This is a genomic window from Pseudomonas sp. TE3899 (assembly GCF_056279105.1).
The window spans coordinates 163,558-188,369 of the sequence record NZ_JBWBQR010000001.1 but is presented as its reverse complement, the minus strand read 5'-3'; the positions used below and the strand labels follow the sequence as shown (position 1 = coordinate 188,369).

The following is a 24,812-nucleotide window of genomic DNA, read 5'->3' as shown; positions in this document are numbered from 1 at the left end:
GCCTGATCATCATCCAGATCAAACCGCTCCCGCAAGACTAGGAGGCGATCCCCATCCCCGCAAGGACGCGTTCGTCCTGGCGCGGGCAAGTTTGCACCAATAACCGGTTTTCGACGCAATTCGGGCAAAAACAGAGGAATTCCAAGGGAAGCTTCTGCGCAATAACTATGTACAGCCCGGCGCTGAAATAGATCGCTTGTAATCGAGCCCGAATGCCGTTGCCCGCTGCGACGCGCAACTCAATCGACTATCAAGAGATCAATACGTTCATGCAAATGATGACGCCGAGTGGCCTGTACCCTCCTACTAATCCTTCCCCAGCCGAACTGCACACAGGGCAGTTGCAAGACTACGAACTCATGCTGTCCGCCATGCGCGAGCCGCAGGCAACTGTAAATCTGAACAATTTGATCCTGATCGGGCCCTTTTCACCCTTACACCGGGTGAGCGAGGACGGATTGAATGCGTTATGGCATGTGTTGCGCGATCGAGACTACATCGATATGTGCTCAAGACTGCACATCAGGCATGGCGCACTGAGTGTGACCCTCGAAGGACAGACCTATGTGTACCAAGGCTATAAAGACTCAGGAGAGCGAATCACGCTGGATCTGACGCAAAACGCAAGATGGCATGCGCTGACCCCGCGTATCGAACGGGCGGCTGCTTTATTGGGCGGGCAGATCAACGCCAATCGCAGGATCACGCTGGGCAGGATGTGCTGGTTTTACGGCCTCCTGCCCTGGCAGCCACGACATCCGCAGGAACATCCCGGCGCCATACTGGCCCTGCAAGAAAAGATCGCCAGTCACCAGCTAAGGCTGGAGGACGACTTCGAAGTCCTGGCGCTGAGGCGCCGCCCCACCGATGCCGACCGTGCCACGTTCCGGGCCCGTCGGCGCAGCTCAGCCGATCCCCTGCAAGTGGACACTGAAAAGGTCCATGCGCAAATCATCCGCGCCGAAATCATCGACACCGTCGACCAATTCCTGGCCGATCGAGGCGCATCGTCGCTGTCCTTCCTGACCGATGCGATTCTCGCTGAAGCGACCCTCGAACAGGTTCGGGGGTGCCCTGCCGTTTACCTGCAAAACATCCTGCACAGCGCTGAAGCCGAGAACCTCGGAACGCTCTTGCTGTCGGCACTGGATTGGTACGGCGGGGAAATCGGTGAAGAAACTTCACCGGGCATTCGTACCTGGCTGATCGCCCAGGCGCTGCAAATCTGGCTGGCGGGACCTGCCGACGATCCGCAACGAATCGCCGGTTATGACTGGCAAGCACGCGAACACTGGGGCAAAAGTTATCAAGTGATCCGGGCCGAGTTTGAAAGCCACCTGCTCACATCACAACGTGCCTCGTCGGCCAAAGAAGCGATCGTGATCGCGCGCCTGTTCCTCTCCAGGTTTCCCTCGGAGTTTCGGGTCACTGGCATTCCTGCTGATCTGGCCTACAGAAGTTCGTTGGTATGGGTCAACTTCCTCACTGGCGTCAATTTGATCAAGGCGAGCGATGCCCGATCACTGGACAGAATGACCTTCCAGCAACTGGTCAACCTGCCGAGCATATTCTGCGAAGAGGCGACGAAAGAAGTCCTGACGTTCATCAGCCTGGCGAGGCTGCAGCCGACATTGGACTGGGCGCAAACCTACGGCGTCATTGCGCATTTACCCCATGAGCCGTATGCGGCAACAGACATTGAGCAAGCGCTGACGGCCTTCGAGCAATACAGCGACGATCTGACAAAAGCCTCTGTCCAGATCGACAAGAAGGTGCCCGAGCGCCTGGCTATCAGTAAAAGAGAAATGGAAACGCTTTTCGGCAAAAACGGCTTTAACACCGATGGCAGGCAACTGGCTAAGAAGCTGTATCCGCCGCTTTTCGTTTCTCGTGACATCCCCTACCTCGAAGGCAAGGGTTATGACATCTACTCGTTTCTCGACGTATTGGCGGCTGGCAAGTTTGATCAGCAGGAAGAATGGTTTGTTACGGACATCGACGGCAGTACTGTCAGCCAGCAATGGATTCAAATTGATGAACATCGAACGATAGAAACCAACGGTCCGTTGCCGGCCCCCGGCGGCTCATTTGCAGGAACGCGCCGGGTCTGGCCGCCGAAGGCCAAGCTGGTGTTGCCAGACGTCAAGGCGCTGTTCGACGTAGAGTTCATGCGCTATTTGACGGACACGACAGACGCCTATGCCACGCTGATCAAAAGCCTGCTGGCATCCCTTCCCTACAACGACCGCCTGGCCCTGGAGTTCGGTGAAGTCAAGATTTACTCCCTGAGAAAGGAAACGAAGGGCATCGAGGCCCAACATGAAACGGCGGAAATGATATTGCCACTCCGGGCTCGCAATGGCCTGATTTTGCAGGCAACCCTCGACGAACACGTCACCCATTACGAACTGCTGCCCAGGGCGGGCGTCATGCGCCGCATCGAAAAACTGGACCCGGCGCTTTTTGGTGGCCAACTCGAGACTGAACGCTGGAGCTTGCGGAACGCCTCAAGCGTTCGCGTCGATGTTATGCGCCACAAGGATTTACCGTTCGATTGGGAGGCCCATTCAACCGGAAGCGCGCCGAACGACGCAGCACGTTGCCAAGCCATTCTCGAACAACTGGGTGATACGCTCGACGCCGTCGTTTACGCGAAAGATCCCTCAGCACCTGCAGCGCAAACACTCTCCTCCGAGCGCACAGTGAGCATCAGCCGTGTTATCGCAACTCAACTGCTGTTCATAGACCCAAAGACGCTACGCGACGCCGCCAATGGCATCACGCAATTTGATCTAGACACTGAGTGGTACAAAAACGTCGTCGCGCTGACCAAGGCGTTCGTTCCGTTTTGGAGCAGCATCGAAGACCTGATTTCAGGCGACAGGATGCGCTTGATCAACGGTTCGTTTGGTCTGTTTACCGACGCCATTTCATTTTTCATACCGGTCGGCAAGTTTGCTTCGGGTTCGTTGCGACTGATGACCCAGACGGGCCGATCAACACTGCGGGCCGCCCTGCCATCATTCAAACAGCTGACGATGGAGTTGGTGGTGTCGATTCTGGGGGCGCTGAACCCGCTGGATGGCCCGCTCGCCCTGCTGACCGGATTGGGCACTGCCACGGTGAAACTGGCCCGGGCCGGTCGATTCAAAGTCTTGGAGCTGATGGGCAGAGCGGGCCGCTACGATTTCGTGAACAGTCGCCCCCAGATCCGTGACGCAGGACATTGGAATCCGTTGGTGAACGGTGATGAATTAGCCCGGGTAAAAGGCATTGACGACGTGCCGGTGCGCAATCTGGCAAACGCTGGCAAGTCGGACTACCGCCTGATCGATCCGCTATCGTCCAGGCTGTTCGGCCCGACTTTGGCGACCAAGGCCGGAGAACTTTCTCCGGGACGCTCTCACTACCGCCTCCTGGAAAAAACCGACAGCCATCTGATCGTTGAGCTCTCGAAAAAAAGCCAGGTCAGGGAGGTGTTCGAGGTCGATGGGCGTACCACCGTGTTTATTGACGATGTGGCGTATCGGCTGGAGAACGATACGCTGCGTCGCGCCGACAGCTTCACGATCGAACAGACCTACAAAAAGTTGCCTTGCCGCGTACGACGCGCCGGAGATCCCGTTACCTGCCAGACACAGTACGTCAACAGCCTCACCCCGGCCCCCACCCCCAAACAGGGAGTATTCGATGAAACCAACAGTTGGGCCCCCTGGTTCGGGGACAGCCACTACACGCCGGCCCCAAACAGAGCACCATTGAGTATCTCCGCATTCGCTGCACATTCAACGCTGAAAGGGACGATGGAGTTTCAGACGGGTATTTATGGGCGAGTCAAAATCAGCGTCCCGGTCCCCGAGGGAGATTTTTTCCATACCTTCAACTCCGGCGCCACGATCGTCGAAGCGAAGGACGGCTCAAGGCATTACGTATTCACACGGTTGGATGCGGGGGACTTTTACGTTGCCGAACGCCTGAAAGGCCAAAGCGCGCAGCAATTGTTGACCTTCAGGAAAGCCACAACCCTCGCAGAAGGGCTTCTGGAAGAATTGCGGGTGGTCTACACCGGCTCTCTCCAAGCCAACAACATGGCGCGCTTCTACGGCATCGAAGCCGTCGAGCGCGCCATGAAAACCATGGAGGACATCGCCATTCCCATCGGCGGTCACACCTATCCGCCCGATACGCTCAAATGGTTGACAGTCGATACCAGCCCCGGTGAGGCGGTATTGTTCGACCATTCGACGCGCATGATCGTCGCCACCCAACCAAAAGGTGCAACGTCCTGGTCACGCAGTACGACTGCCTCGGAGGCCTTTCGTCAGAGAACCGCGGAGATCTTCGATGCACTGTTTATGGAAAAGGTGATCACACAAACGCCCAACAGCGCTTTGAAGATCGATAAGACGATGAGAACGCTTCATAGCATGCTCCCTCGTGGCAAACGATCCAGGAATCCCAGGAACATCGCCTATGCGGAAGTCACGACCGCGTCAGGCACTCGCGAGGTATACGTCAGTGTTTCGGGGGCTCAAGGGATCACCGGACAGCTTCCGCTATTCAAGCAAAACTTCGGCGCAGATCAGGTCACCGTGGGGGAAACCACTTACTTCAATATCGACATGAACCAGTCGTTTTCCAGCACCTCTCTGGACGTAACCGCCGAGGGCAAGCTGCTCGCCGTGCCGCGCACTATCGATGACATTGGCACTTACCGTCCGGAGCTGACCAGCCGACCGACCTCACTGGACAGCGAAAGCAAGTTGATCAGCGTGATCCGTGCCAAGTACCCGGACAGTGAATCGATCCAGTCGGTCAATGTCGCCACAACCATGGCGCCATGCGATTCCTGCTCGGTGGTGATGAAGCAGTTCGCCTACGACGGCGGGGAAAATGCACTGGAGGTCCTGTGGAAATGACCTACAACTGCTGCAAATGCCCATAAAGCTTGGCGTACAAACCGCCATCGGCAATCAGTTGCTGATGGTCGCCATCCTCGGCAATGCGCCCGCCATCGAACACCAGCACGCGGTCGGCCTGTTTCACCGCTGACAACCGATGGGCAATGATCAACGTGGTGCGTTCGCTGAGGAACCGCGCCAGGGCTTCATGCAGGTTGTATTCGGTGGCGGCGTCCAGCGCCGAGGTGGCTTCGTCGAGGATTACCACTTTTGGCTGGGCCAGCACCATCCGCGCAATGGCCAGGCGTTGGCGCTGGCCGCCGGACAGGCGCACGCCGGAACGCCCGACCACGCTGTCCAGGCCTTGGGGCAAGCCGCGCACGGTGCCATCGAGCTGGGCGATTTCCAGGGCCTGCCAGCACGCTTCGTCGCTGCGCTCGCGACCCATGGTCAGGTTGGCGCGGATGGTGTCGTTGAACAGCGCCGGATGTTGCAGCACCACCGCGACATTCTCCCGCACCGTTTCCAGGCCGATTTCCTGCTGCGTCGCACCGCCGAAACGAATGGTCCCGGCCAGCGGCGTGTACAGGCCCAGCAGCAATTGCACCAAGGTACTTTTGCCGCCACCGCTGGCGCCGACAATCGCGACTTTTTCACCGGGGGCGATGGACAGGTTCATCTGGTCCAGCACCAGCTCGTCGCCGTAGCTGAAACTCAGGCCCTGCACCTCGATACCCACGGTGTTGCGGCCCTGGAACGGATCAACGCCACCGGGGTATTGCGGCTCATCGGCCCGGGCCAGCAACTCGTTGATCCGCGACAGCGCGCCACCGGCGGCGTAGTAGGCGTATTGCAGGTTCAGCAGCTGTTCCACCGGACCGATCATGAACCACAGGTAGCTGAACACCGCGAGCATCTGGCCGATGGACAGGTCGGAGAACAACACCGTAAGCATCGCCGCCGCGCGGAAAATATCGATGCCGAACTGGAACAACAAGCCACTGGCCCGGTTCGAGGCATCGGTTTTCCACTGCGAGTTCACCGCGTAATCCCGCACTTCCCGGGCCCGTTGGCCGAGGCGTCCGAGGAAGAAGCCCTGGCGGTTGCCGGCGCGTACTTCCTGGATCGAATCCAGGGTTTCGGTCAGGGCCTGGGTGAAGCGCGAGGTGCTGTCGTTCTCCAGTTTCTTCAGGTGCTTGACCCGTTTGCCCAACTGCACCGTGGCGTAGATCACCAACGGATTGAACAGCATGATCAGCAGCGCCAGTTTCCAGTGCATCCACACCAGAATGCTCGCAGTGCCGACCAGGGTCAGCATGGCCACGAGGAAACGGCTGAGGGTTTCACCGACGAATTTGTCCAGGGTGTCGAGGTCGGTGACCAGGTGCGTGGTCACCGTGCCGCTGCCCAGGCTTTCGTATTCGCCGAGGGAGATGCGCTTGAGCCGTTCGATCAGGCGCACGCGAATGCGATAGACGATGTCCTTGGCCAGCGCCGCGAACAACTTGGCCTGGACCACGTTGAACAGCAACGCGCCACAGCGCAGGACGAAGGTCACCAGCAACATCAGGCCGATGTAGCCGGCGGCTTTCTGCCAGGCATCGGGCAGTGCGTGATTCATGATTTTCAGCGCGGAATCGCCGTGGCCCAGCAGCACTTCGTCGACCAGCAACGGCAGCAGCAACGGAATCGGCACGCTGCACAAGGTCGCCAGCACAGCCACGCCGTTGGCGATCCACAGGGATTTTTTGTGATGCAGGGCCAGTCGGCGGATTTCCGCCCAGCTCAGTCGATCGACACGCGGGGCTGCGGGTGCATCATCGGGCAGATCATGCACAGGCAGCGCGCTCCAGCCAGCGGCCGAGCAGCGGTGACAGGACACTCAAGGGTTGATAGCCATTGGTCAGCAGCGCCAGTTGCCCGTCGCGCTCGGCCAGCAAGGTCGGGAACCCGGCGATGCCCAGGTCCTGGACCCAGGTGAAATCGGCGGCGGTGGCGGCGTGTTGATCGGCGCGGTCGAACGCGGCGGCGAATTCGATGCGTGGTACCCCGGCCTGCTCCGCCAGTTCCACCAGGACGCTGGCGTGGGTGACGTCGCGACCTTCGGCATAGAACGCATGCTGGATCAGCCCGAGCAGTTTCCACGCGCAATCCGGCGCCAGGCTGCGCGCCGTCACCAGCGCCCGGCAAGCGGGTTCGGTGTCGTAGACAAAGCCGTCGGGCAAGGCGCCTTCGCGTTTGAACGGCTGGCCGGTGGCCTCGGTGACCGCCTGCCAGTGCTCAAGAATGTAGCGCCGGGTGGTCGGCTCCAGGGCCGCGCCGCTGCCGGTGCGCAAGCCGCCCACCACCAGATGCAACTCCACGCCCGCTGCCTGTGCCTGCTCGACCAGCGCTTCAGCCACCGGCGCAAAGCCCCAGCACCAGGAACACATCGGGTCCATCACATAGAGCAGGCGAGCAGACATGATTCAAGCCTCGGCAGGGGTTTGCTTGTAGTTGTAACCGATCGGGTGCGGCAAGTTGCGCGCCTTGGCCAATTCGATCTGCTTCTGCCGATCAATGGCGCTGCGACGGGTTTTCTCACTCAGCGTATCCCAGCAATGCGGGCAACTGATGCCAGCCACATAGTGCTCGGACGTGCGGTCTTCGACGCTGATCGGTGTACGACAGGCATGACATTGATCGTAGTCGCCTTCGCTCAAGTCGTGACGCACGGTCACGCGGTTGTCGAAGACGAAGCAGTCGCCCTGCCACTTGGTCTCTTCCTGCGGCACCTCTTCGAGGTACTTCAGGATGCCGCCCTTGAGGTGATACACCTCGTCGAAGCCCTGGCTGAGCATGAAGCTCGACGCCTTTTCGCAACGAATGCCGCCGGTGCAGAACATCGCGACTTTCTTGTGCACGGCCGGGTCGAAGTGCTCTTTGATGTAGTCGGGGAATTCGCGAAAACTGGTGGTTTTCGGATCGATGGCGCCCTTCGAAGGTGCCGATCGCGACTTCGTAGTCGTTGCGGGTGTCGATCAGCAGCACTTGCGGGTCGCTGATCAGCGCATTCCAGTTCTGTGGCTCGACGTAGGTGCCGACGGTTTTGTTCGGGTCCACGCCTTCGACGCCGAGGGTGACGATTTCTTTCTTGAGCTTGACCTTGGTGCGGTAGAACGGCTGGTCGTCGCAGTACGACTCTTTGTGGTCGATGTCGTCCATGCGCGGGTCGTTCTTGAGCCAGGCCATCAGCCCGTCAATGCCTTCGCGGCTGCCGGAGACGGTGCCGTTGATGCCTTCTTCGGCGATCAGCAGGGTGCCCTTGATGCCGTTGTCGACCATCGCTTGCAGCAATGGCTCGCGCATCTCGACGTAGTTTTCCAGGGTGACGAACTTATACAGTGCCGCCACAACAATCTGTTGCGTCATGGGTGATTCTCCAGGTGGCTACCCTCGTAAGGGGTGAACCGGATGCGAAAAAAAACGCGCCGGGTGAGCGGCGCGTTGGGCAGTCTATCAAAAAAAGCAGCTTCGAGCGGCAAGCTATAAGCGGCAAGTTAAAGCCGCGCGCCTGATCTTGCAGCTCGAAGCTTGCAGCTGCTTTTTACTGCTTTCCTCCCGCACAGGTCGGTGAGGCCGGGGCCGCGTCGATCTGTGCCCATTCTTCTGGCGTGTAGGTATGCAGCGCCAACGCATGAAACTCACCCATCAGCTCGCCCAGAGTGCCGTAGACCTTCTGGTGACGCTTGACGCGATTGAGGCCCTCAAACTGCTGGCTGACGACCACCGCCTTGAAGTGGGTTTGCAACCCACGGCTGTGCATGTGGCTTTCATCCAGCACTTGCAGGTGCTCGGGCTGCAACAGCCCCAGCGTTGATTCGATGCGCTGTTGCATGGTCATACCCGACTCCGCTTAAGGCTTTTTCTTGACGGCAGGAGCAGCGGCGCCTTTAGGCTCCAGCTCGGCAGTCATGTCAGCCAGCAGTTTGTTGACCACTGGTACCGCGCTTTCGAGTTTGGCCTGGGTCATCTGGGCCGATTGCTGAGTCAGCTGCGGCATTTTTTCCAGGACTTTTTTACCCAGTGGCGACTGGTAGAACGCGACCAGGTCCTTGAGCTCGGATTCGCTGAAGTTGGTGGTGTAGAGCTTGACCATGTCAGGTTTCAGCTTGTTCCAGCCAATGGCCTGGTCCAGAGCGGCGTTGGCCTTGGCCTGGTAAGTTTCCAGCAGGGCTTTTTTCGATTCGGGGGCTTTGGTCTGTTCAAAGCGCTGGGCAAACATTTGCTGCACTTGCATGTACACCGGAGTGCCCAATTTGTCAGCGTGCGCCAGGGTCAGGAAAGCTTCGGCACTGGCATTGTGGCTGGCGGTATCGGCAAAAACAGGGCCGCTGGCGCAAACCAGTGCAACCGCGGTACAGATGGCACGAAGACGAGTCATCGAGTTTCCTTTCTAGCAGGCGAGGTCGTTACCCCAAGGGCGACCATTCTGCACCTAAAAAAGTGTGTCACTCAACCCCAAGCCTTGTCGGGCCTGAATTAGAGGGGTTGAATGGTCAAAAAACAGACTGATGGAACCACGGCCGACGATCACGGCCTAAACTGCGCAATCAGACCTACAGGAGTGTGAGCGATGAGCCGTATCGAAACCGACAGCCTTGGTGAAGTGAACGTCCCGGATGAAGCCTACTGGGGCGCACAGACCCAACGTTCGCTGATCAACTTCGCCATCGGCCAGGAACGCATGCCCCTGGCGGTGCTGCACGCCCTGGCGCTGATCAAGAAAGCCGCGGCCCGGGTCAATGACCGCAATGGCGACCTGCCGGCGGACATTGCCCGGCTGATCGAGCAAGCCGCCGACGAAGTGCTCGACGGCAGCCATGACGACCAGTTCCCGCTGGTGGTCTGGCAGACCGGCAGCGGCACCCAAAGCAACATGAACGTCAACGAAGTGATCGCCGGTCGCGCCAACGAACTGGCCGGCAACGCCCGCGGCGGCAAGTCGCCGGTGCACCCCAACGATCACGTCAACCGCTCCCAGAGTTCCAACGATTGCTTCCCCACCGCCATGCACATCGCCACGGTTCAAGCCGTGCAGCACAACTTGCTGCCGGCGATCAGCGAATTGTCGGGCGGCCTGGCCGAGTTGTCGGCGCGGCACATGAAGCTGGTCAAGACCGGCCGCACCCACATGATGGATGCGACACCGATCACCTTCGGCCAGGAGTTGTCGGCGTTTATCGCGCAGCTGGATTACGCCGAACGGGCGATCCGCAGCGCCCTGCCCCAGGTCTGTGAACTGGCCCAGGGCGGCACGGCGGTCGGCACCGGGCTGAACTCACCCCATGGATTTGGCGAAGCGATTGCCGCCGAACTGGCCGCGCTGTCCGGCCTGCCGTTTGTCACCGCGCCGAACAAATTCGCCGCCCTCGCCGGCCATGAACCGCTGACCACCCTGTCCGGGGCGCTGAAAACCCTGGCCGTGACCCTGATGAAAATCGCCAACGACCTGCGCCTGCTCGGCTCCGGGCCACGGGCCGGTTTCGCCGAAGTGAAGCTGCCGGCCAACGAGCCGGGCAGTTCGATCATGCCCGGCAAGGTCAACCCGACCCAATGCGAAGCCCTGTCGATGCTGGCGTGCCAGGTGCTGGGCAACGACGTGTCCATCGGCTTTGCGGCGAGTCAGGGCCACCTGCAATTGAACGTGTTCAAACCGGTGATCATCCACAACCTGCTGCAATCGATCCGGCTGCTGGCCGATGGGTGCAGCAACTTCCAGCAGCATTGCATTGCCGGGCTGGAGCCGGATGCGCAGAAAATGGCCGAACACCTGGAACGGGGCTTGATGCTGGTGACTGCGTTGAACCCGCACATCGGTTATGACAAGTCGGCGGAGATCGCCAAGAAGGCCTACAGCGAAGGACTGACCTTGCGCGAGGCGGCGTTGCAATTGGGTTATCTGACCGATGAACAATTCGATGCCTGGGTACGGCCGGAGAATATGCTGGAAGCGGGCGCCAAGGGTTGACCCCCTGAACTGATCGTTCCCACGCTCCGCGTGGGAGTGCCTCACCGGACGCTCTGCGTCCGCTTCAGTAGGGGCGCGGAGCGTCCCGGGCTGCGTTCCCACGCGGAGCGTGGGAACGATCAATTAACTGACGGCCATCCGCTGACGCCGCGCCCGAAGCCCCGCCATCAACGAAGGCCCCAACGCCACCAGCGCCGACCCGACCACCACCAACACCGCCCCGCCATACCCCAGACCATTAATCGTCTCGGCATGCACATACTCCGGCCACGCCCACGCCGCCCCGGCCACCGCCACAAACGTCACCAGCGGCGTAATCGCCAGCGTCGCACTGACCCGCGAAGCCTCCCAGTGCGCCAGCGCTTCGGCAAACGCGCCATAAGCGATCAGCGTGTTCATGCAACACGCCAGCAGCAGCCAGCCTTGCCGCGGGCTCAGGCTCAGCGCCTCCAGTGGATGCACCCACGGCGTCAGCAGCAGCGCGCAGAACAGGTAAATCACCATCATCACCTGCAACGAGTTCCACACCGTCAGCAATTGCTTCTGGCCCAGGGCGTAAAACGTCCAGACCGTGGACGCCGCCAACACCATCAAGACGCCAGCGGTGTAGTCGGTGAGGGAGGTGAGCAGCTCCATGAGCCGCTGATTGAAAAACAGCCCGAAACCGATCAGCAGCACCAGCAGGCCAATGCCCTGCCCCACGCTGAATCGCTCCTTGAACACAAACAGGCTGGCGATCAGCAACATGATCGGGCCCATCTGCACCACCAGTTGCGCGGTGCCGGGGCTGAGCAGGTTCAGGCCCATCAGGTACAACACGTAGTTGCCGACCAGGCCGAGCACCGCCATCAGCACCAGCCAGCCGCCCTTGGGTCCGAGCACCTTGCGGCTCGGCAAGCGCTTGGTCGCCGCCAGATACAGGAACAGGCACCCGCCGGATACCGACAGGCGAAACCAGGTCACTGTCACCGGGTCCATCACTTCCAGCACCTGTTTGAGTTTGATCGGCAAAATGCCCCACAGCAGCGCCGTCAGCAGCGCCAGGAACAGTCCATACACCCAGCGACCCGATGAAATATGCATGCCGACCCCAAAGCCCAGTGACAAGAATCGTCATTCTAGGCCCGGCACCCGGCGGCACACAGGGACAGTTACGCACAGGCCGCGAATGAAACTGTGCAGGTCGCAACGCTAAATTGACGCAGTGCCGTCGATCAGGTCGCCGGGCACTGCAAGTACTTCACACCTAAGCTCATTGGATCCGCAAACAGGACTTACCCTCAGGAGATCGCCATGTACGGCATGCGCGCCCAGGACAACGCCCCCGCCACGCACTTTCGCAGTGACCGGATGTGTCGTGTGAATGGGGAGTTGTATTTCAGCACCCGGGAAAACACCCTTGAAGGGCCGTTTGATAACCCCGAGGCGGCGGCGCGGGAGATACAGGCGTACATCGAGCGGATGCAGATTCAGCGTCAGGACCGATAACCCTGTGGCGAGGGGGCTTGCCCCCGTTGGGGTGCGAAGCGCCCCCCCAAAATAGGGGACTGCTGCGCACTCCAACGGGAGCAAGCTCCCTCGCCACAAAAGCATTCAATCCAGGTTAACGCACCGCCTCAAACAACCCCGTAGCACCCATCCCGCCCCCCACGCACATGGTCACCACGCCATAACGCAAGTTGCGCCGTTGCAGTTCCCGTACGAGATGCCCGACCTGCCGCGACCCGGTCATGCCGAACGGGTGGCCGATGGAAATCGACCCGCCATTGACGTTGTATTTCGCGTTATCGATTTCCAGTCGATTACGGCTGTACAGGCACTGGGAAGCGAACGCTTCGTTGAGTTCCCACAGGTCGATATCAGCGACCTGCAAGCCCTTGGCCTTGAGCAACTTCGGCACCGAGAACACAGGGCCGATGCCCATTTCATCCGGGGCGCAACCGGCCACAGTGAACCCACGGAAGAACGCTTTCGGCTTCAAGCCCAACTCCAGGGCTTTTTCCAGGCTCATCACCAGCGTCATCGACGCGCCATCGGACAGTTGCGACGAGTTACCCGCCGTCACCGAACCGTCCTCGGCAAATACCGGATTCAAGCCGGCCAGGCTTTGCAGGGTGGTGTCCGGGCGGTTGCAGTCGTCGCGATCAACCATACCGTCGAGGATCTGCACCTGGCCGGTGGCCTTGTCTTCGACCCGGTACTTGACCGCCATCGGCATGATTTCATCGTCGAACAGGCCGGCAGCCTGAGCCTGGGCCGTGCGCTGCTGGCTCTGCAACGCATACAGATCCTGTTCTTCGCGGCTGACGTTGTAGCGGCGGGCGACGATTTCGGCAGTCTGGCCCATCGGGAAGTAGATGCCCGGCACCTGCTCTTTGAGCAGCGGGTTGATCAGGTTGTCGGTGTTGACGCTTTTCATGGTCAGGCTGATGGACTCGACGCCACCGGCGACGATGATGTCGCTGCACCCCGAGGCAATCTGGTTGGCGGCAATCGCGATGGCTTGCAGGCCCGAGGAACAGAAACGGTTGAGGGTCATGCCGGCGGTGCCGATGCCCAGGTGCGAGAGCACCGCGACGTTGCGTCCGATGTTGTAGCCCTGGGCGCCCTCGTTGGAGCCGGCGCCGACGATGCAGTCTTCGACACTGGCCGGGTCGATGTCGTTGCGCGTGAGCAGCGCATTGACGCAATGGGCCGCCATGTCGTCCGGACGGGTCTGGTTGAACTTGCCGCGAAAGGACTTGGCCAGGCCGGTCCGTACGCTGTCGACGATCACCACTTCACGCATGGCATACCTCATTGTTGTGGTCGGTTGAGAGTGGACCGAGCATAAGTCCACCCCATTACCGACCGCGACAATCATTCACCCCGCGTATGCGCAACCATCGTTTCACTTCTTGTGCTTGCTGGCCTTCTTGTCGGCTTTTTCAAACGCCTCTTCCAGCGCCCGGTTGATGGTGCGCAACACCTTGATCCGCGCCCAGCGCTTGTCGTTGGCTTCCACCAGGGTCCAGGGCGAAATTTCGGTGCTGGTGCGATCGACCATGTCGCCGACCGCCGCGCGGTAAGCGTCCCACTTGTCGCGATTGCGCCAGTCGTCCTCGGTAATCTTGAAGCGCTTGAAGGGGATCTCTTCCCGGGCCTGGAAGCGCTCCAGTTGGGTCTGCTTGTCGATGGCCAGCCAGAACTTGACGACGATGACGTGCGACTCGGCGATCTGCTCTTCGAAATCGTTGATCTCGCTGTAGGCCCGCAGCCAATCCGCCGGCGGGCAGAACCCTTCGATGCGCTCCACCAGTACCCGGCCGTACCAGGAGCGGTCGAACACGGTGAATTTGCCCTTGGCCGGGAGGTGCCGCCAGAACCGCCACAGGTAAGGTTGCGCCCGCTCTTCTTCGGTCGGCGCGGCAATCGGCACGATGCTGTACTGGCGTGGGTCGAGGGCCGCCGCGACCCGACGGATCGCCCCGCCCTTGCCAGCCGCGTCATTGCCTTCGAACACCGCCACCAGGGCGTGCTGGCGCATGCGTTTGTCGCGCATCAGCCCGGAGAAACGCGCCTGCTCGGTAATCAGTTGTTCTTCGTAATCGTCCTTGTCCAGGCGCTGGGTCAGGTCGAGGCTGTCGAGCAGGTTGATTTGATCGATGTGGGTAGGCAACGGCGCGGCGTTGACCTTGTCGGGGTGGATCTTGGGCCGCTTGAGGGCATTTTGCAGACCTTCGAGCAGGATCTGGCCGACCACCAGACTGCGGTAATTCGGGTCCACGCCTTCAATCACGTGCCACGGCGCGTAATCGCGGCTGGTTCGGCGCAACACGCGCTCGCCGTACTTGACGAATTTGTCGTAGGTTTTCGATTGCTGCCAGTCCAGCGGACTGATGCGCCAGCTGTGCAACGGATCGTCGGCAAGGGCCTTGAGCCGCGCTTTCATCTGTTTCTTGGAGAGGTGGAACCAGAACTTGAAGATCAGCGCGCCTTCGTCGCAGAGCATTTTCTCCATGCGCTCGGCCTGGTTGATCGCCTGATCCAGCACCGGGTCCTTGAACAAGCCATGGACCCGCCCTTGCAACATCTGGCTGTACCAGTTGCCGAAGAAAATCCCCATGCGGCCCTTGGCCGGCAGCATCCGCCAGTAGCGCCAGGCCGGTGGTCGCGCCAGTTCTTCGTCGGTTTGCTGGTCGAAGGTGCGCACCTCGATCAGGCGCGGGTCCATCCACTCGTTGAGCAACTTCACCGTCTCGCCCTTGCCGGCGCCTTCGATGCCGTTGATCAAAATAATCACCGGGAAGCGTTGCTGCTGCTGAAGTTCGAACTGCGCTTCGAGCAAGGCTTCACGCAGGATCGGCACTTCGGTGTCGTAGGTTTCTTTGTCGATGGCGTGACCGATTTCGGCAGATTCGAACATGGGCGGCTCCGTTCCTAGATTGAGCAAGACTAGCGGATTGACCTGATGGGTATCAGAGAAATTCCGTGTGGCCGTTTTTTTGGCAGAAGTGATTTGTGGCTCTTGTGGCGAGGGGGCTTGCCCCCGTTCGGCTGCGAAGCAGTCGTAAAATCAGGCAACTCGGTTTACCTGACAAACCGAGTTGCCTGATTTCAGGGCCGCTTCGCGACCCAACGGGGGCAAGCCCCCTCGCCACATTAGTCCAGCGCCAGATTCTCCCTGATGCAAAGTCATTGGAACCTGCCATGGATCAAGCACCGACGCCCTGATCAGCTAGAATGCCCGCCTTGCCGTTGCCGAGCCTGCCATGAACCCTGAATTGCCTAACGCCCAGCTCGACTGGGACGACCAGGGACGCCCGTACTCGCGGGTGTTCGATGATGTGTATTTTTCCGACCTGTCCGGGCTGGAGGAAACCCGCTATGTGTTCATCGAACAAAACCGCCTGAAGGAGCGCTTCGCCGCGTTACCCGCCGACGGGCGCCTGGTGATTGGCGAGACCGGGTTCGGCACCGGGTTGAATTTCCTCTGCGCCTGGCAACTGTTCGAAGAACAAGCGGTGGCCGGTGCGCGCCTGCATTTTGTCAGCGTGGAAAAGTACCCGTTGACCGCCCCGGACCTGCAACGGGCGCTGGCGTTGTGGCCGGAACTCAAGCCGTTCGCCGATCAATTGCTGGCCCAGTACGTGGCGATCCATCAAGGCTTTCAGCGGCTGGTGCTGGATAACGGCCGGGTGACCCTGACCTTGCTGATCGGCGATGCGCTGGAACAGTTGCCGCAGCTGGACGCGCAGATCGATGCGTGGTTTCTCGACGGTTTTGCCCCGGCGAAAAACCCCGACATGTGGACCGCCGAGCTGTTCGCCGAACTGGCGCGCCTGGCCGCTCCCGATTCCACCATCAGTACCTTCACCAGCACCGGTTGGGTCCGGCGTTTGCTCAACGCAGCGGGCTTCAAGATGAAGCGCACGCCGGGCATCGGCCATAAATGGGAAATCCTGCGCGGTGCTTTTGTCGGTTGGCCTTCTGAGACACCGGCACCGACGCCTGCCAAGCCCTGGTTCGCTCGCCCTGCGCCACATAACGGCGAACGCCGCGCCCTGGTGATCGGCGCCGGGCTGGCCGGTTGCGCCAGTGCCGCCAGTCTCGCGGCGCGGGGTTGGCAGGTGCGGTTGCTGGAACGTCACGCCGATATCGCCCAGGAAGCTTCGGGCAATCCCCAAGGCGTGCTGTACCTCAAACTGTCGGCCCACGGCACGGCGTTATCGCAACTGATTGTCAGCGGTTTCGGCCATACCCGGCGGGTGCTCGAACAGTTGCAGCGCGGCGTCGACTGGGATGGCTGCGGCGTGCTGCAACTGGCGTTCAATGCCAAGGAAGGCGAGCGTCAGGCGCAACTGGCGGCGGCGTTTCCTGCCGACTTGCTGCACCTGCTGGATCAGCCCCACGCCGAGGCCCGGGCCGGTATTGCGCTGGCCCATGGCGGCTTGTTCTACCCCGAGGGTGGCTGGGTGCATCCGCCGGCGCTGTGCCAGTGGCAGGCTTCGCAACCCAATGTGCAATTGCTGGCCCATCGCGATGTGCTGGAGTTGCGCAAGGTCGATGACCAGTGGCAAGCCTGGGACGGCGACACCCTGCTCGCCAGTGCTCCGGTGGTGGTGCTGGCCGGCGCCGCCGAGATCAAGCGTTTCGCACAAAGCGCCGACCTGCCGCTCAAACGCATTCGCGGGCAAATCACCCGGTTGGCACAAACCACCGAGAGCCAGAGTCTGGCCACGGTGGTTTGCGCCGAAGGTTACGTGGCGCCGGCACGCCTGGGCGAACACACCCTGGGCGCGAGCTTCGATTTCACCAGCGACGACCTGACGCCGACCGCCGCCGAACACTTGGGCAACCTGCAATTGCTGGAAGAAATCTCCAGCGATCTGGTTACCCGCCTGCACGCCGATCAACTCGACGCCGAACAGTTGCAAGGTCGCGCCGCGTTCCGTTGCACCAGCCCCGATTACCTGCCCATCGTCGGACCACTCGCCGATGGCGAGGCGTTTAACCTGGCCTATGCCGCCCTGAGCAAGGACGCCCGGCAAGTGCCCGACGTACCCTGCCCCTGGCTCGACGGCTTGTACGTCAACAGCGGCCACGGCTCACGGGGCTTGATCACCGCGCCGCTGTCCGGTGAGCTGCTGGCGGCGTGGCTGGACAACGAACCGTTGCCGTTGCCACGCAGCGTGGCCGAGGCCTGTCACCCGAATCGCTTTGCCTTGCGCCGGTTGATTCGCGGCAGTTGAGCAGACCGCAACAAGACCTGTAAACCCAGATCGCCCCCTTCCATCGCCTCGTCGGTCAATCGCTCCAGCACTTGAGTCTCGCGGGGGAAAACCACCCGCGACACGGCTGTTGTGCCTGCCGGGCGCAACACCCCGCCCCCGCTACTTATAACCGATCGATCTAAAACTCCCACCAACCCACCGGGTCAGTTTCAGAGTACCCGCCGTTTTGGCGCGGACTCGAATGACCCTCCCCAACGGAAAAACCGGTAAGGACTTTATGTGCGGATTAGCTGGCGAGTTACGCTTTGATCATCAACCTGCGGACCTCGCGGCCGTTGAACGAATCACCCATCACCTGGCCCCGCGTGGCCCGGATGCCTGGGGTTTTCACAGCCAAGGGCCGATTGCCCTGGGCCATCGTCGCCTGAAAATCATGGACCTGTCGGACGGCTCGGCGCAGCCGATGATCGACAACCAACTGGGCCTGTCCCTGGCCTTCAACGGCGCGATCTACAACTTCCCGGAACTGCGCACCGAGCTTGAAGCGCTTGGCTATGCCTTCTATTCCGGCGGCGACACCGAAGTGCTGCTCAAGGGCTATCACGCCTGGGGCGAAGCATTGCTGCCCAAGCTGAACGGCATGTTTGCTTTCGCGATTTGGGAACGTGACGCCCAGCGCCTGTTCATCGCCCGTGACCGTCTCGGCGTGAAGCCGTTGTACCTGTCGCGTACTGGCCAACGCTTGCGCTTTGCCTCGGCTCTGCCGGCGCTGCTCAAGGGCGGCGATATCAGCCCGATGCTCGACCCGGTGGCGCTCAACCATTACCTGAATTTCCACGCGGTGGTCCCGGCCCCGCGCACCTTGATCGCCGGCATCGAGAAACTGCCGCCCGCGACCTGGATGCGCATCGAGGCGGATGGCACCACCGAGCAGAAAACCTGGTGGACCCTGCCCTACGGCCCCCACGCCGATGAGCTGAACCTGACCCTGGAAGATTGGCGCGACCGCGTGCTCGACAGCACCCGCGATGCCGTCGCCATCCGTCAGCGTGCCGCCGTCGATGTGGGCGTGCTGCTGTCGGGCGGTGTCGATTCGAGCATGCTGGTCGGTCTGTTGCGTGAAGTGGGTGTCGAGAACCTCTCGACCTTTTCCATCGGTTTCCAGGATGCCGGCGGCGAGCGAGGCGACGAATTCCAGTATTCGGACCTGATCGCCAAGCACTACAACACGCAGCACCATCAACTGCGCATCCAGGAAAGCGAGATCATCGAGCAACTGCCCGCGGCGTTCCGCGCCATGAGCGAGCCGATGGTCAGCCATGACTGCATCGCCTTCTATCTGTTGTCCCGGGAAGTGGCCAAGCACTGCAAGGTTGTGCAAAGCGGCCAGGGCGCGGATGAGTTGTTCGCCGGTTATCACTGGTACCCGCAAGTGGACGGCGCGGCCGATCCGTACGCGGCGTATCGGGAGGCGTTCTTCGACCGCAGCTACGAGGACTACGCCGCCACCGTGCAGCCGAAATGGCTGACCGCGAATGACGCCGCTGGCGACTTCGTGAAGGAACATTTCGCACAACCCGGCGCCGATGCAGCGGTGGACAAAGCCCTGCGTCTGGACAGCACGATCATGCTGGTGGACGACCCGGTCAAACGCGTCGACAACATGACCATGGCCTGGGGCCTGGAAGCGCGTACGCCGTTTCTCGATTATCGCCTGGTGGAACTGTCGGCCCGGGTGCCGGGCAAATTCAAACTGCCGGACGGCGGCAAGCAAGTGTTGAAAGAAGCCGCGCGACTGGTCATCCCAAGCGAAGTGATCGACCGTAAAAAGGGCTACTTCCCGGTGCCCGGCCTCAAGCATTTGCAGGGTGACACGCTGAACTGGGTGCGCGAACTGCTGCTCGATCCAAGCCAGGATCGCGGCCTGTTCAACCCGGCCATGCTCGACCGCCTGCTGACCGATCCCCAAGGCCAGTTGACCCCGTTGCGCGGCTCCAAGCTGTGGCAATTGGCGGCGCTGAACCTGTGGCTCAGTGAACAAGGACTCTGATCGATGAAACCCCACGCCTCGGCTTACAGCCAACGCTTGTTGCGCGGTCAGTCCCCTTCCTACGAACGCTTGCAGGCGCGTCTGGCCGAAGACGGCAGCGAATTGAACGCCGCGCCGATTGCCGTGCATTGCGGGTGGGGCCGGTTGTTGATCGGCCACACGTTCCCTGACGCGGCGAGCATCGCCCAGGAGTTGCTCAACGAGCAGCCCGGCGAGCGCGACATCGCCTTGTACGTCGCCGCGCCCCAGCAAGTGCTGGGGCTGGAACCGGCGCAGTTGTTCCTCGATCCGTCCGACACCTTGCGCCTGTGGTTCAGCGATTACCGCCAGTCGACCCGGGTGTTTCGCGGCTTTCGCATTCGCCGGGCCCAGAGCGACGCCGATTGGCTGGCGATCAACCTGCTGTATCAGGCGCGCGGCATGTTGCCGATCGACCCGTCGTTGCTGACCCCGCGTCATATGGGCGGCCCGGTGTATTGGCTGGCGGAAGATGAAGACAGCGGCGCGATCATCGGCAGCGTCATGGGCCTCAATCACCACAAGGCCTACAACGATCCGGAAAACGGCAGCAGCCTCTGGTGCCTGGCGGTTGACCCGCATTGTTCGCGGCCCGGTGTCGGTGAAGTGCTGGTGCGGCATTTGATCGAGCACTTTATGAGCCGGGGTCTGAGCTACCTTGACCTGTCGGTATTGCACGACAACCGCCAGGCGAAAAGCCTGTACGCCAAGCTCGGTTTTCGTAACCTCTCGACCTTCGCGATCAAGCGCAAGAACGGCATCAATCAGCCGCTGTTCCTTGGGCCGGGGCCGGAGGCCGAGTTCAATCCTTATGCGCGGATCATCGTCGAGGAAGCCCATCGGCGCGGCATTGATGTGCAGGTGGATGACGCCGACGCCGGGATGTTTACCCTCAGCCACGGTGGGCGCCGGGTGCGTTGCCGCGAGTCCCTGAGCGACCTGACCAGCGCTATCAGCATGAGCCTGTGTCAGGACAAAAGCCTGACCCACAAGGTGCTGAAAGCCGCCGGTTTGAACCTGCCCTCCCAGCAACTGGCGGGCAACGGCGACGACAACCTGGCGTTTCTCGACGAGCACGAACGGGTGGTGGTCAAGCCGCTGGACGGCGAACAGGGTCAAGGCGTGGCGGTGGATTTGCAGACCATTGAAGAGGTTCAGCAAGCCATCGAAGCGGCGCGCAAGTTTGATTCGCGGGTGTTGCTGGAAAGCTTCCACGAAGGCCTGGACCTGCGGATTGTGGTGATCGGTTTTGAAGTGGTCGCCGCCGCGATTCGGCGGCCGGCGGAAGTGGTCGGTGACGGCCAGCATTCCATCGGTGCGCTGATCGAAGCCCAGAGCCGACGCAGGCAAGCGGCTACCAGCGGCGAAAGCAAGATTCCGCTGGACCACGAAACCCAGCGCACCTTGCAAGCGGCGGGTTACGACTACAACAGCATTCTGCCGGCGGGTGAGCATCTGTTCGTACGGCGCACGGCGAATCTGCATACCGGTGGCGTGCTGGAGGATGTCACCGCGATCCTGCATCCGACCCTGGTGGACGCCGCCGTGCGTGCGGCGCGGGCGCTGGATATCCCGATGGTCGGGCTCGACCTGATGGTGCCGGCGGCCGACCAGCCGGAGTATGTGTTTATCGAAGCCAATGAACGCGCCGGGCTGGCGAATCATGAACCGCAGCCGACGGCGGAGCGGTTTGTGGATTTGTTGTTTCCCCATAGTCAGCCGGCGGTTTAACCCCCTTCATGATCGTTCCCACGCTCTGCGTGGGAATGACTCCTCGGACGCTCCGCGTCCGTCTTGGGACGCAGAGCGTCCCTGGCTGCATTCCCACGCAGAGCGTGGGAACGATCAGTCGTCACCTCATCAGGAGTTTCCATGACCAGCAAAATCCCCGAACCGGACCTCAACTACCTGCAAAAAGTCCTGCTGGAGATGCTCGCCATTCCCAGCCCGACCGGGTTCACCGACACCATCGTGCGTTACGTCGCCGAGCGGCTCGAAGAGCTGGGCATTCCGTTCGAGATGACCCGGCGCGGCACCATTCGCGCCACCCTCAAGGGCAAGAAGAACAGCCCCGATCGCGCGGTGTCCGCGCACTTGGACACCATCGGCGCAGCCGTGCGCGCGATAAAGGACAACGGGCGCCTGACCCTGGCCCCGGTCGGCTGCTGGTCCAGCCGGTTTGCCGAGGGCAGCCGGGTCAGCCTGTTTACCGACAACGGCGTGATCCGTGGCAGCGTATTGCCGTTGATGGCCTCCGGGCATGCGTTCAACACCGCTGTGGATGAGATGCCGATCAGTTGGGATCACGTCGAGTTGCGCCTGGATGCCTACTGCGCCACCCGCGCCGATTGCGATTCCCTGGGGATCAGCGTCGGTGATTTCGTTGCTTTCGACCCGTTGCCGGAGTTCACCGAAAGCGGCCATATCAGCGCTCGTCACCTCGATGACAAGGCCGGGGTGGCCGCGCTGTTGGCGGCGATGAAAGCCATCATCGACAGCGGCGAAGAGCTGATGATCGATTGTCATCCGCTGTTCACCATTACCGAAGAAACCGGCAGTGGCGCGGCGGCCGCGTTGCCGTGGGATGTCAGCGAATTCGTCGGCATCGACATTGCGCCGGTTGCCCCGGGCCAGCATTCCAGCGAACACGCGGTCAGCGTGGCGATGCAGGATTCCGGCGGGCCGTATGACTATCACCTGTCGCGGCATCTGCTGCGGCTGGCCAGTGACAATGAATTGCCGGTGCGCCGCGACTTGTTCCGCTATTACTTCAGCGACGCCCATTCGGCGGTCACCGCCGGGCACGACATCCGCACCGCACTGCTGGCGTTTGGTTGCGACGCGACCCACGGCTATGAACGGACGCACATCGACAGCCTGGCGGCGCTCAGTCGCTTGCTCGGCGCGTATATCCTGAGCCCGCCGGTTTTTGCCAGCGACGCACAGCCGGCCAAGGGTTCACTGGACCGGTTCAGTCATCAGATCGAACATGACACGCAGATGGAAAGCGACACGCGGGTGCCGTCGGTGGATAGTCTGGTTGGGCAGCGCAACGACAGCTAAGTCCTGCGGTGTTTGAACAAACGCCTTCGCGGGCAAGCCTTGCTCCTACAGGTCTTGTGTTGACCTCGATATCCGGGCACGACACAAAACCTGTAGGAGCAAGGCTTGCCCGCGATGGCGTCAGATCAGGCAATGAAGAGCTCAGGCTAGCCGCAAAACCTCATTCGCCGTAGCATCGCGCCATTGTTTTAGCCGAGGTGCCTATGCTGATCCCTTACGACCAACTTGAAGTCGACACCCTGACCCGCCTGATCGAGGATTTCGTGACCCGCGACGGCACCGATAATGGCGACGACACGCCGCTGGAAACCCGCGTATTGCGCGTTCGCCAGGCACTGACCAAGGGCCAGGCCCTGATCGTTTTCGACCCGGACAGCGAGCAATGCCAGTTGATGCTCAAGCACGACGTGCCCAAGCATCTGTTCGACTGATCGCCTAGCGTCCTTTGCTTTTCGCCCGTTTGATCTGGATGCGTTCGTAGACTTCGGCCCGATGCACATTGACGTCTTGGGGGGCTTCGACGCCGAAGCGCACGCTGCCGCCGTTGACCGCCAGAATGCGTACGGAAATGTTGTCACCGATGGAAATCAACTCGCCTACAACGCGACTGAGTACAAGCATGGCATTCGTCCTTCAGAGTTACCGGACCCTGAAGATGCCCCGCGCGTACTTGGGCTTCAATGCGTTGCGGGCAAATCAGTCCTGCCCTACAGCCCAGGACGTCGCAACCCTCAGACAACTCCTACAAACACCGTGAAATGAAGGACCGATCCTTCAGGACGCGGAGAAACGTGGGCCGAAAAGGATGACAGACGCGCCAATCACGCACAGCGCCACGCCGATCCAGTCCGAGCCCAGCGGACGAATCCGCTCGACCACCGCCAGCCAGCCAATCGACGCAATGATGTAGATGCCACCGTAGGCGGCATAGGCGCGGCCGGCGTACGTGGCTTCGACCCGGGTCAGCAGCAAGGCGAACAGGGTCAGGCTCAGCAGCGCCGGGATGACCCACAGGGCACTTTTGCCCTGGCGCAACCACATCCAGAAGGCGAAGCAACCGGCGATTTCGAACAGTGCGGCGAGAAAAAACCACAGGTAATTGAGCATGCAGGCGTCTCGTTTGGATGACCGATGGCGGCCACCCTAACGACGCGGGTGCCAGCGGGCAAGATCAGCCGGCGGTTTGTTTGGCCTTGGCGCGCATTTTGTCGGCCATGACGGTCATATCGTTGTAGAGCAGTTGCGGGTTTTTCTGCTTGAGCGCCCACGCCATGCGTCCCTGTTCGTGGGGCAGGATCATGAATTCGCCGGCGGCCACTTGCGTGTAGATGTAGTCGGCAATGTCGGTGGCGGTGATCGGTGAGCTTTCCAGCAACTTGCCGACCTGGGCTTTCATGGCCGGGGTCGGGCCACGGAAGGAATCCAGCAAGTTGGTCTGGAAGAACGACGGGCAGACCACGTGGACCCCGACTTCCTGCTGGGCCAATTCGATCAGCAAGCTTTCAGAGAGCGCCACCACACCGGCCTTGGCCACGTTGTAATTGCTCATGGCCGGCCCCTGCATCAGCGCGGCCATCGACGCGATGTTGATGATCTTGCCTTTGCTCTTTTCCAACAACGGCAGGAAGGCCTTGCAGCCTTTGACTACGCCCATCAGGTTGATCGCGATCTGCCAGTCCCAGTCTTCCAGGGACAGCTCACTGAAGAATCCACCTGAGGCGACCCCGGCATTGTTGACGATGACATCGATGCCACCGAGCCGCTCTTCGCAAGCCTGGGCAAACGCCGTCAGCTGGCTGTAATCACGCACATCGCAACGCTGGATAAAACCGTCGCCGCCGGCTTCGCGAACCCGTTTCAACGTTTCTTGCAAGCCGGGCTCGCTGACATCCGACAAGGCCAGTTGCCAGCCTTCGCGGGCCCAACGCAGCGCGATTTCGCGACCCAGGCCTGAGCCTGCGCCAGTGATCATCATGCGATTTTGCATAGCAAACAGCCTTGTTGTTCTGGGGAAGATGCGCCGAGTGTAGCGAAGGATATTGCCCGACCCACGCTCC

The 24,812-nt window shown here is 61.0% G+C and carries 19 protein-coding genes and 1 pseudogene; 8 read left to right on the top strand and 12 right to left on the bottom strand.

Features of this window, described 5'->3' with window-relative positions:
* The first annotated feature begins 212 nt into the window (after positions 1-212).
* Positions 213-4,919 (top strand): hypothetical protein, encoded by a 4,707-nt coding sequence (locus tag ACZ89E_RS00910; protein ID WP_476254651.1) that lies wholly within the window; start codon positions 213-215, stop codon positions 4,917-4,919.
* A gap of 1 nt (position 4,920) precedes the next feature.
* On the opposite strand, the gene ACZ89E_RS00905 is transcribed toward ACZ89E_RS00910, so the two are convergent.
* The 6 genes and pseudogenes from ACZ89E_RS00905 to ACZ89E_RS00880 form a co-directional block, all read right to left on the bottom strand.
* The gene (locus tag ACZ89E_RS00905) at positions 4,921-6,738 is read right to left on the bottom strand and encodes an ABC transporter ATP-binding protein (RefSeq protein ID WP_463258134.1); all 1,818 of its coding nucleotides are present in this window, start codon (positions 6,736-6,738) and stop codon (positions 4,921-4,923) included.
* A complete protein-coding gene (locus ACZ89E_RS00900; protein ID WP_178129175.1) occupies positions 6,731-7,333 on the bottom strand; it encodes a DsbA family protein in 603 nt (200 codons plus the stop codon). Before ACZ89E_RS00900 ends, ACZ89E_RS00905 begins: the two co-directional genes overlap by 8 nt.
* 36 nt (positions 7,334-7,369) lie before the next feature.
* Positions 7,370-7,804: a rhodanese domain-containing protein gene (locus ACZ89E_RS00895; RefSeq protein ID WP_476257081.1), complete on the bottom strand. Its 435-nt coding sequence runs from the start codon at positions 7,802-7,804 to the stop codon at positions 7,370-7,372.
* A gap of 64 nt (positions 7,805-7,868) precedes the next feature.
* A pseudogene (locus tag ACZ89E_RS00890) lies at positions 7,869-8,249 on the bottom strand (rhodanese domain-containing protein); the annotation flags it as partial.
* A gap of 238 nt (positions 8,250-8,487) precedes the next feature.
* Positions 8,488-8,784, bottom strand: coding sequence for a BolA family protein (locus ACZ89E_RS00885; protein ID WP_090186621.1), 297 nt, complete (start codon positions 8,782-8,784; stop codon positions 8,488-8,490).
* 12 nt (positions 8,785-8,796) lie between these two features.
* Positions 8,797-9,324 (bottom strand): DUF2059 domain-containing protein, encoded by a 528-nt coding sequence (locus ACZ89E_RS00880; RefSeq protein ID WP_149660046.1) that lies wholly within the window; start codon positions 9,322-9,324, stop codon positions 8,797-8,799.
* Between the two features lie 192 nt (positions 9,325-9,516).
* On the opposite strand from ACZ89E_RS00880, the gene ACZ89E_RS00875 reads away from it, so the two are divergent.
* Positions 9,517-10,911, top strand: coding sequence for a class II fumarate hydratase (locus tag ACZ89E_RS00875; protein WP_149660045.1), 1,395 nt, complete (start codon positions 9,517-9,519; stop codon positions 10,909-10,911).
* Positions 10,912-11,034: 123 nt separating this feature from the next.
* Here the strand turns inward: ACZ89E_RS00875 and ACZ89E_RS00870 are convergent, their stop codons facing one another.
* Positions 11,035-11,994 (bottom strand): DMT family transporter, encoded by a 960-nt coding sequence (locus ACZ89E_RS00870; protein WP_149660044.1) that lies wholly within the window; start codon positions 11,992-11,994, stop codon positions 11,035-11,037.
* 210 nt (positions 11,995-12,204) lie between these two features.
* Here ACZ89E_RS00870 and ACZ89E_RS00865 point away from each other — a divergent pair, with 210 nt between their 5' ends.
* Positions 12,205-12,399: a DUF6316 family protein gene (locus ACZ89E_RS00865; protein ID WP_149660043.1), complete on the top strand. Its 195-nt coding sequence runs from the start codon at positions 12,205-12,207 to the stop codon at positions 12,397-12,399.
* A gap of 115 nt (positions 12,400-12,514) precedes the next feature.
* Here the strand turns inward: ACZ89E_RS00865 and ACZ89E_RS00860 are convergent, their stop codons facing one another.
* Positions 12,515-13,699 (bottom strand): thiolase family protein, encoded by a 1,185-nt coding sequence (locus ACZ89E_RS00860; protein WP_476254650.1) that lies wholly within the window; start codon positions 13,697-13,699, stop codon positions 12,515-12,517.
* A 102-nt stretch (positions 13,700-13,801) separates the two neighbouring features.
* Positions 13,802-15,316 carry a polyphosphate:AMP phosphotransferase gene (pap, locus tag ACZ89E_RS00855; RefSeq protein ID WP_476254649.1) on the bottom strand — a complete coding sequence of 505 codons (1,515 nt, stop codon included), beginning with the start codon at positions 15,314-15,316 and terminating at the stop codon, positions 13,802-13,804.
* 346 nt (positions 15,317-15,662) lie between these two features.
* Between pap and mnmC the strand changes: the two genes are divergently transcribed.
* From mnmC to ACZ89E_RS00830, 5 genes are all read left to right on the top strand, one after another.
* The gene (mnmC, locus tag ACZ89E_RS00850) at positions 15,663-17,642 is read left to right on the top strand and encodes a bifunctional tRNA (5-methylaminomethyl-2-thiouridine)(34)-methyltransferase MnmC2/FAD-dependent 5-carboxymethylaminomethyl-2-thiouridine(34) oxidoreductase MnmC1 (RefSeq protein WP_476254648.1); all 1,980 of its coding nucleotides are present in this window, start codon (positions 15,663-15,665) and stop codon (positions 17,640-17,642) included.
* Positions 17,643-17,901: 259 nt separating this feature from the next.
* The gene (locus tag ACZ89E_RS00845) at positions 17,902-19,674 is read left to right on the top strand and encodes an N-acetylglutaminylglutamine amidotransferase (protein WP_133838414.1); all 1,773 of its coding nucleotides are present in this window, start codon (positions 17,902-17,904) and stop codon (positions 19,672-19,674) included.
* Between the two features lie 3 nt (positions 19,675-19,677).
* The gene (gene ngg, locus ACZ89E_RS00840) at positions 19,678-21,423 is read left to right on the top strand and encodes an N-acetylglutaminylglutamine synthetase (RefSeq protein ID WP_476254647.1); all 1,746 of its coding nucleotides are present in this window, start codon (positions 19,678-19,680) and stop codon (positions 21,421-21,423) included.
* 141 nt (positions 21,424-21,564) lie between these two features.
* On the top strand, positions 21,565-22,755 hold the full coding sequence (locus tag ACZ89E_RS00835) for an osmoprotectant NAGGN system M42 family peptidase (RefSeq protein ID WP_266017837.1): 1,191 nt from the start codon (positions 21,565-21,567) through the stop codon (positions 22,753-22,755).
* 203 nt (positions 22,756-22,958) lie between these two features.
* The gene (locus tag ACZ89E_RS00830) at positions 22,959-23,186 is read left to right on the top strand and encodes a YheU family protein (RefSeq protein ID WP_010461751.1); all 228 of its coding nucleotides are present in this window, start codon (positions 22,959-22,961) and stop codon (positions 23,184-23,186) included.
* 4 nt (positions 23,187-23,190) lie between these two features.
* Here ACZ89E_RS00830 and csrA read toward each other — a convergent pair whose 3' ends face one another.
* The 3 genes from csrA to ACZ89E_RS00815 all read right to left on the bottom strand — a co-directional run bounded on the left by csrA (position 23,191) and on the right by ACZ89E_RS00815 (position 24,742).
* A complete protein-coding gene (csrA, locus tag ACZ89E_RS00825) occupies positions 23,191-23,376 on the bottom strand; it encodes a carbon storage regulator CsrA (protein ID WP_133838340.1) in 186 nt (61 codons plus the stop codon).
* A gap of 153 nt (positions 23,377-23,529) precedes the next feature.
* The gene (locus tag ACZ89E_RS00820) at positions 23,530-23,862 is read right to left on the bottom strand and encodes a YnfA family protein (RefSeq protein WP_133838341.1); all 333 of its coding nucleotides are present in this window, start codon (positions 23,860-23,862) and stop codon (positions 23,530-23,532) included.
* A 64-nt stretch (positions 23,863-23,926) separates the two neighbouring features.
* Complete coding sequence (locus ACZ89E_RS00815) at positions 23,927-24,742, bottom strand: SDR family oxidoreductase (RefSeq protein ID WP_476254646.1); 816 nt, start codon at positions 24,740-24,742, stop codon at positions 23,927-23,929.
* Positions 24,743-24,812: the final 70 nt, after the last annotated feature.

Bases quoted from the DNA above. Each gene is read 5' to 3' on its own strand.
- ngg (WP_476254647.1), top strand. From the start codon at position 19,678: ATGAAACCCCACGCCTCGGCTTACAGCCAACGCTTGTTGCGCGGTCAG.
- ACZ89E_RS00830 (WP_010461751.1), top strand. From the start codon at position 22,959: ATGCTGATCCCTTACGACCAACTTGAAGTCGACACCCTGACCCGCCTG.
- ACZ89E_RS00885 (WP_090186621.1), bottom strand. From the start codon at position 8,784: ATGACCATGCAACAGCGCATCGAATCAACGCTGGGGCTGTTGCAGCCC.
- ACZ89E_RS00865 (WP_149660043.1), top strand. From the start codon at position 12,205: ATGTACGGCATGCGCGCCCAGGACAACGCCCCCGCCACGCACTTTCGC.
- pap (WP_476254649.1), bottom strand. From the start codon at position 15,316: ATGTTCGAATCTGCCGAAATCGGTCACGCCATCGACAAAGAAACCTAC.
- ACZ89E_RS00815 (WP_476254646.1), bottom strand. From the start codon at position 24,742: ATGCAAAATCGCATGATGATCACTGGCGCAGGCTCAGGCCTGGGTCGC.
- ACZ89E_RS00870 (WP_149660044.1), bottom strand. From the start codon at position 11,994: ATGCATATTTCATCGGGTCGCTGGGTGTATGGACTGTTCCTGGCGCTG.
- ACZ89E_RS00880 (WP_149660046.1), bottom strand. From the start codon at position 9,324: ATGACTCGTCTTCGTGCCATCTGTACCGCGGTTGCACTGGTTTGCGCC.
- ACZ89E_RS00860 (WP_476254650.1), bottom strand. From the start codon at position 13,699: ATGCGTGAAGTGGTGATCGTCGACAGCGTACGGACCGGCCTGGCCAAG.
- ACZ89E_RS00910 (WP_476254651.1), top strand. From the start codon at position 213: ATGCCGTTGCCCGCTGCGACGCGCAACTCAATCGACTATCAAGAGATC.
- ACZ89E_RS00875 (WP_149660045.1), top strand. From the start codon at position 9,517: ATGAGCCGTATCGAAACCGACAGCCTTGGTGAAGTGAACGTCCCGGAT.
- ACZ89E_RS00845 (WP_133838414.1), top strand. From the start codon at position 17,902: ATGTGCGGATTAGCTGGCGAGTTACGCTTTGATCATCAACCTGCGGAC.
- csrA (WP_133838340.1), bottom strand. From the start codon at position 23,376: ATGCTTGTACTCAGTCGCGTTGTAGGCGAGTTGATTTCCATCGGTGAC.
- ACZ89E_RS00900 (WP_178129175.1), bottom strand. From the start codon at position 7,333: ATGTGTTCCTGGTGCTGGGGCTTTGCGCCGGTGGCTGAAGCGCTGGTC.
- ACZ89E_RS00820 (WP_133838341.1), bottom strand. From the start codon at position 23,862: ATGCTCAATTACCTGTGGTTTTTTCTCGCCGCACTGTTCGAAATCGCC.
- mnmC (WP_476254648.1), top strand. From the start codon at position 15,663: ATGAACCCTGAATTGCCTAACGCCCAGCTCGACTGGGACGACCAGGGA.
- ACZ89E_RS00835 (WP_266017837.1), top strand. From the start codon at position 21,565: ATGACCAGCAAAATCCCCGAACCGGACCTCAACTACCTGCAAAAAGTC.